Origin of the sequence: Nocardia sp. NRRL S-836 (assembly GCF_001279525.1) — a bacterium.
Taxonomy (GTDB): domain Bacteria; phylum Actinomycetota; class Actinomycetes; order Mycobacteriales; family Pseudonocardiaceae; genus Lentzea.
This window is the reverse complement of the sequence record NZ_LGDY01000144.1, coordinates 26925-33008: the sequence shown is the minus strand read 5'-3', so window position 1 is coordinate 33008 and position 6084 is coordinate 26925. Positions and strand designations below refer to the sequence as shown.

At 72.1% G+C, this 6084-nt stretch carries 8 protein-coding genes; 7 read left to right on the top strand and 1 reads right to left on the bottom strand.

What is annotated here, in order from left to right; translation table 11 throughout:
* Positions 1–653: 653 nt before the first annotated feature.
* From ADL03_RS39680 to ADL03_RS39655, 7 genes are all read left to right on the top strand, one after another.
* A complete protein-coding gene (locus ADL03_RS39680) occupies positions 654–1760 on the top strand; it encodes a TadA family conjugal transfer-associated ATPase (protein WP_053738805.1) in 1107 nt (368 codons plus the stop codon).
* Positions 1754–2518, top strand: a complete 765-nt coding sequence (locus ADL03_RS39675) for a type II secretion system F family protein (RefSeq protein ID WP_063798861.1) — start codon at positions 1754–1756, stop codon at positions 2516–2518. Before ADL03_RS39680 ends, ADL03_RS39675 begins: the two co-directional genes overlap by 7 nt.
* On the top strand, positions 2515–3039 hold the full coding sequence (locus tag ADL03_RS39670) for a type II secretion system F family protein (RefSeq protein WP_053738803.1): 525 nt from the start codon (positions 2515–2517) through the stop codon (positions 3037–3039). Before ADL03_RS39675 ends, ADL03_RS39670 begins: the two co-directional genes overlap by 4 nt.
* A 13-nt stretch (positions 3040–3052) precedes the next feature.
* A complete protein-coding gene (locus ADL03_RS46205; protein WP_082373886.1) occupies positions 3053–3214 on the top strand; it encodes a DUF4244 domain-containing protein in 162 nt (53 codons plus the stop codon).
* 10 nt (positions 3215–3224) lie between these two features.
* A complete protein-coding gene (locus ADL03_RS39665; RefSeq protein ID WP_053738802.1) occupies positions 3225–3524 on the top strand; it encodes a TadE family type IV pilus minor pilin in 300 nt (99 codons plus the stop codon).
* On the top strand, positions 3521–3946 hold the full coding sequence (locus ADL03_RS39660; RefSeq protein ID WP_053738801.1) for an Rv3654c family TadE-like protein: 426 nt from the start codon (positions 3521–3523) through the stop codon (positions 3944–3946). The genes ADL03_RS39665 and ADL03_RS39660 overlap by 4 nt, the downstream gene beginning before the upstream one ends.
* Before the next feature lie 193 nt (positions 3947–4139).
* Positions 4140–4760: a bifunctional DNA primase/polymerase gene (locus tag ADL03_RS39655; RefSeq protein ID WP_053738800.1), complete on the top strand. Its 621-nt coding sequence runs from the start codon at positions 4140–4142 to the stop codon at positions 4758–4760.
* A 446-nt stretch (positions 4761–5206) separates the two neighbouring features.
* On the opposite strand, the gene ADL03_RS39650 is transcribed toward ADL03_RS39655, so the two are convergent.
* On the bottom strand, positions 5207–5974 hold the full coding sequence (locus ADL03_RS39650) for an aminoglycoside adenylyltransferase domain-containing protein (protein WP_053738799.1): 768 nt from the start codon (positions 5972–5974) through the stop codon (positions 5207–5209).
* Positions 5975–6084 lie beyond the last annotated feature (110 nt).

Here is a 6084-nt window from a genome sequence, read left to right as displayed (position 1 = left end):
GTTCCCCCGCAACCCCAAGGGCCCCCTGGCCACGACCGCCCGCCTGATCCTGACCACCCTCCACCCGTGAAGGAGCCCCCGTGCCCCGCCTCCACCTGGCCCTGCGCATCCGCGTCTACTCCCGCATGCTCCTGAACCTCGCCCTGTACGGCCGCACCACCAAACCCCCGTACAGGTTCCGCAAGCCCCCACCCTGACCGGCACCGCGCCGCCAGCGACGTGGCAGGCAGGCGGCCTCGCGCCAGCCCTTCCGGCCAGCGGCGGCGTGGCCGTGGCCATGGCGGTCGATTGCTCTCGCGCGCCCACCATTCGTCCCGCCGTCGGGTCGCCCGGCCACCTCGCCGCCGCGTCGCTCCTGGAGTGCTTGGCGCGCACCACCCCGATCGCTTGCGCGCCAACGTGTCCGTCTTGCCATGGGGCAGCCCGCCGCCGCATCGCACGCCGCGCGCCTGTGGCGCAAACCGCGCGCACATGACTGCCTCCTAACGCTTCCGGCTCCCCGCCCGCCTCACGCCACCCACCCCAACCCCGAAGGAGCCCTCCATGACCTGGTTCCTCGCCTGGTGTTCCGAAGCCTGGCTCCGCCTCACCGGCCGTTCCCACGAGATCACCCGCGGCCGCCACGCCCGCCATCCCGGAAACCCGGCCCCGGCATGACGACCCTCATCGACCGCGTCCGCCACCGCCTCGCGGGTGCCGCCACCGAGATGACCCCCGCCGTGGTCGCGGACGCGGTCCGGTCCGAAGCGGGCGGCGTCCTCGCCGACGCGGACGTGCTGCAGGCGTTGCAGGTCCTGCGCCAGGAGTTCAGCGGCACCGGCCCGCTCGACCCGCTGCTGGCCGACCCCGGCACCACCGACGTCCTGGTCACCGCACCCGACCAGGTCTGGGTCGACGGCCCGCACGGTCTGCGCCGCACGACGGTCACGTTCCCGGACGAGGACTCCGTGCGGAGGCTCGCGCAGCGTCTCGCCGTGGCGGCGGGGCGCAGGCTCGACGACGCCTCCCCGTGCGTCGACGGCTGGCTGCCCGGCAGCGGGGTGCGCATGCACGCGGTCCTCCCGCCGATCGCCGAACGCACCTGCCTGTCGTTGCGCGTCCTGCGGCCCGCCACCCACGACCTGCAGGCGTTGCAGGACCTCGGCACGTTCGACGCGGAGATCGCCGGAACGCTGCGCGCGATCGTGCGCGACCGGATGGCGTTCCTGGTCGTCGGTGGCACCGGCTCCGGCAAGACCTCGTTGCTGTCGGCGCTGCTCGGCTGCGTCCCGCCGACCGAACGGATCGTGTGCGTCGAGGACGCCGGCGAGCTGCACCCCGGTCACGAGCAGTTCGTCCGTCTCGTGGCACGGCCGCCGAACGTCGAGGGCGCCGGCGGGATCACGGTCCGCGAACTCGTGCGCGAAGCGCTGCGGATGCGGCCGGACCGGATCGTCGTGGGCGAGGTCAGGGGTGCGGAGGTGCGCGAGCTGCTCACCTCCCTCAACACCGGGCACGAAGGCGGCGCGGGCACCCTGCACGCCAACTCGCCGGCCGAGGTGCCGGCCAGGCTCGAAGCGCTCGGGGCGTTGGCGGGACTGGACCGCCACGCCTTGCACAGCCAGGTGGCCGCCGCGGTCCGGCTCGTGCTCCACATGCGCCGCCGCGACACCGGCGAACGACAGCTGGTCGAGATCGGCGCCTTCAGCCGCACGGAGAACGAGCTCCAGGTACGTCCACTGTGGACAAGAGACCACGGATGGAAGGAGAAGCTGTGCTAGGCCTCCTACTGCTGGCGACGGCACTGCTGGTGTGGCCGCACATCAAGCCCATCACCAGGCTCAGACCCCAGAAGAACCGCACGATCCCGATACCGCGCTGGCTCTGGACACTCGCGGCGGCGGCAGTGATCTACGCGGTGGCCGGCGTCGGCGGGCTCGTCGCCGCAGCGGTCGTCGCGGTGACCGTCGAACGAATCCGCAGGCGCACCAGGCACGAACGCGAGCGGCGGACCGCGACCGAAGCGTTGAGCAGCGGGCTGGGTGGCGTGGTCGACGAGCTCAGGGCCGGCGCCCACGCGGCTGCGGCGGCGGAAGGGGCCGCCCAGGACACTCCGTCACCGGCGGACGAGGTGCTGCGCACGGCGGCGGCCGCGGTCAGGCGGGGTGGTGACGTCGAGCGGGCGTTGAAGGAGATCCGCCAACCGCTGCTCGGAGCCGCCGTCGACCAGCTGGCCAGGGCCTGGCACGTGTCCACCAGGCACGGGGTCGCGCTGGCGGACGTCCTCGACGCGACGAGGAGGGACCTGGACCAACGAGCGGCGTTCGCGCGGCAGGTGCGGGCGCGGATGGCGGGTCCGAGGGCGAGTGCGCTGGTCCTCGCGGGGCTGCCGGTGTTCGGCGTGCTGCTGGGGGAGATCGGCGGAGCGAGGCCGGTGCATGTCCTCACCGGCACCGCGGCGGGGCAGGTCCTGCTGACCGCGGGAGCCGTGTTCCTCGCGGCAGGGCTGTGGTGGACGAAACGGATCACCGAGCCATGACGTACCTGCTCCTCGCCCTCGCGGTGCTCGTCGCGCCGACGACGAGACCCCTCGACCGGCTCCGGCCGCGGGCCAACGACCCGCCGCCCGCCGAGAGCAGGCCCGCCGGACCGTTCGAACGGGCCGCGGCGTGGGACCTGCTGGCCGCGTGCCTGCGGGCCGGGCTGCCGGTGCCGACCGCCATCGCGGCGGTGGGGATCGAGGAGCTCAGCCAGGTCGCCGAGCTGCTCCGGCTCGGTGCGGATCCCGTCACGGCGTGGGCGGCAGCGCTCAACGACCCGGCGACCGGCGCGGTGGCCAGGGCCGCGCGCAGGACGGCGCGGTCGGGTGCGGCGCTGGCGCGGCAGGCCGCCGAGTTGGCAGAGCGGACCAGGGCCGATGCCGTCGACCAGGCGGAGGCCAGGGCGCAACGGGCCGCGGTGGCCGTGGCGGCGCCGCTCGCGCTGTGTTTCCTGCCGGCGTTCCTGTGCCTCGGCGTGCTGCCGGTGGTGCTGGGGCTGGCTGCCCGATTCCTCGGATGAGAAAGGCGAACGGATGGAACTGCTCAGGGACGACAGTGGCATGAGCACCGTCGAGTACGCGCTCGGGACGCTCGCCGCAGCGGCGCTCGCGGGCATCTTCTACGCGATCGCGACGAGCGACCTCGTGCAGAACCTCTTGCAAGGGCTGATACAGCGTGCGTTGTCGTCGGTCTGATGACCGCGGCATGGTCACGGTGGAGGCGGCGATCGCGGTGTGCGCGCTGCTCGTCGTCATGGGGCTTGCGGCCGCGGGGCTCACGGCGGTGATCGAGCAGCTGCGGTGCACGGACGCGGCACGGGAGGCGGCGCGGTTGTCGGCGCGCGGCGAACGGGAGCGCGGAGTCCAGGCGGTCGCGCAGATCGCGCCCGGTGCAACGGCGGAGCTCCGCGACGACGGCGACGCCGTGCGGGTGGTCGTGCGGCAGCGAGGGCCGTTGGGCGTACCGCTGCGCGCCACCGCCTTCGCGGTCGTGGAGCCGCGGTGAACGGCCCGGTGAACGGTGGTGACCGCGGGTCGGCCGCGGTGAGCGGTGTGGTGGCGATGGTGCTGTTGATCGTCGTCGCCACGGCCGGCGCGCAGGTCGGCGCGGCGGTGATCGCGCGGCACCGGGTGACCGGTGCGGCCGATCTGGCGGCGCTCGCGGCGGCCGCCCGGCTCGACGAAGGTGATCGACAAGCATGTGAGCAGGCGCAACGGGTTGCGCTGCAGAACGGTGGCGAGCTGCGGGCGTGTGCGGTGAACGGTTGGGAGGTGGTGGTCGAGGTGTCGGCGGCTACGCCGTTCGGCCCGCTGAGCGCGCGGTCGAGGGCAGGTCCGGCCGAAGATCACAGCGTTTGGAGCGCGACGAGCGGTCGTTCATCGGCGGTGAGCGGACTCACACCGGTGCCGGGACATGCTGAACGGTGATCGAACTAATTGCGAGCAGTTCGGCTCACCGTTCTCCCCGAGCGCGTTCGCCGTGCCGTACCGACCAGTTGTCGAGGCGGGGGTTACCAAGCCCGGTCCCGGTGTCGTTAGTTGTAGTGGCGGCACCGACGCGGTGTCCTACCGAAACCGACACCACGTCGATGTGAAGTCAGAGCCTTGGAGGCGAAGGAAGATGGATTGGTCGGATAGCTGGCGCGGGGCCTTCCGCATCGAACTGCGTGCGGAGGCAGTGAGCCTCGCGTATCGCGGTTGGCCCGTGCTGCCCGGCACCTATCCGGCCGGTTCGGAGCAGGGCGTCACCCAGTGGGCGGGCCGCAGCGGGCTTGAGCTCCACGGGCCCATCCCCGTGCACCGCGACTGGGTCGACCGCATCGGTACGCGGTCGGACCAGGTCGCCACGTGGTGGGCGGGTCGCTCCTACAGCCTCCTCCTCGCCACCGGTCACGTGGTGGACGCGATCGAGGTCGGCACCGACCTCGGCCGCCGCGCGGCCGTCGCACTGCGCTCGATCAGCGTTCCCGTGCCGATCGCCGCGACCCCGTCCGGCCGGTGGATGTTCATGGTGAAGTCCGGCTCGAAGCTCAACGCCGAGCTGGCGAACAACTCGGACGTCCACCTGTACGCCCAGGGCGAGTACATCCCGCTGCCGCCCACCCCGATGGCGCACGGTGTCGTGCACTGGCGGGTCAAGCCGTCGATCTGCGGCTGGAACCTGCCGGAGGCACACGTCGTGCAGGACGCGCTCGTCGAGGCGCTGCACGCCCCGGCCCGCTTCCAGCTCGAAACCGTCTGACACAACTACATGTAGAGCCCGGCCGTGCTGGGTGTCGTCGTGGACTCTCCCCGACAACCCCGAAGGCGATGCCCTGCACGGCCGTTCCACCAGCCCGATCCGAGATCCGCCTCCGTACCCCGCACTTCGGGGGTGGCCGAGGATGAGGGCGAAGAAGCCGAACACGCACCCCGAAGGACAGCCTCCCGCAGCACGACCGGACCGAGGAACGTTAGTGGCAGGGCACCTGCGCTGCCACGATCGGCGAAGCCGGCTCCTCACCGGAGTTCGTCACAGAGCAGTCGACACCGTCGCCTCCCGCGTGTCCTGCCGAGACGGACAACCAGATTCCGCCGATGTTCCACGGGATCCGGTCGAGATGCGGTAGCAGGCGGGAAAACAGTGTTCGGCACGTGGAGAGCGCGCGCCGCGGGTACCCGTGAGCCCGCGGCGCGCGCCCACGAAAGCTAGAGGAGCTCGGCGTAGGCCGCGAAAGCGGAGGTCTGCTCCATGCTCCCCGGACGAGGTGCCGCCTCGGCGTCCCAGCCGAGGGCCCTGTCCGCCAAGACCTGCTCGATCAGCGGGTGCCACCGCTGATCGAGCATTTTCAACGCCCACCGCAACGCACCGTGCTTCGACTCCACCTCTCCCGTGTGGAGCGTGTAGAGCATCCGGCAGTACGTCGAGACGATGTAGCGCTGCGTCCAGGCGTTGTTCTTCGGCGCCCACTCGTGGATCCCGTCCCAGACGTGCGGCAGCTCGGCCCGCATCGCGGAGCGCAGCGCCTCGGCCGGGACCTCGTCGACCAGCGAGGTGATCGGCGGGCCGTCCAGCACGATGCCGTGGTGGCGCAGGATCCACCGGGCGTGCGGGTTGTTGCAGTGCAGGTCCCATTCGAGCGTGCGGTGGCCGTGGTCGTTGAACAGCCAGGGCACCCCGAGGCCCGCGACGGACCGCAGCGACCCCACGTCGGCGTACGAGCCCTCGATCTCGGTCGACCAGTGGCCCGGCCGCAGCGGTATCTCGTCGTGCAGGGCGCGCAGGCCTTCGAGCGCGGCACCGGACGGCAGCTCGGTGCAGGCGACGATGAAGTCGCAGTCGCTGTGGACGTCACCGGCACCCAGGGCGAACGAGCCCTGGACGTACGCGCCCACGTAGGTGGGACCGAGGATGGTGCGCACCGACGAGACGAAGTCGTCGAGCAGTGCGTCGAGATCGGCGAAAGGCGTGAACAAGGCAGACTCCAATGAACCCGTGGCCGGAAGGGACGGGCGCGGCGGAGCAGTCAGGCGAGCCGTGCGCGGGGCACGGCGAGCATCCGGATCAGCCGCGCTGGGGGGCGCGG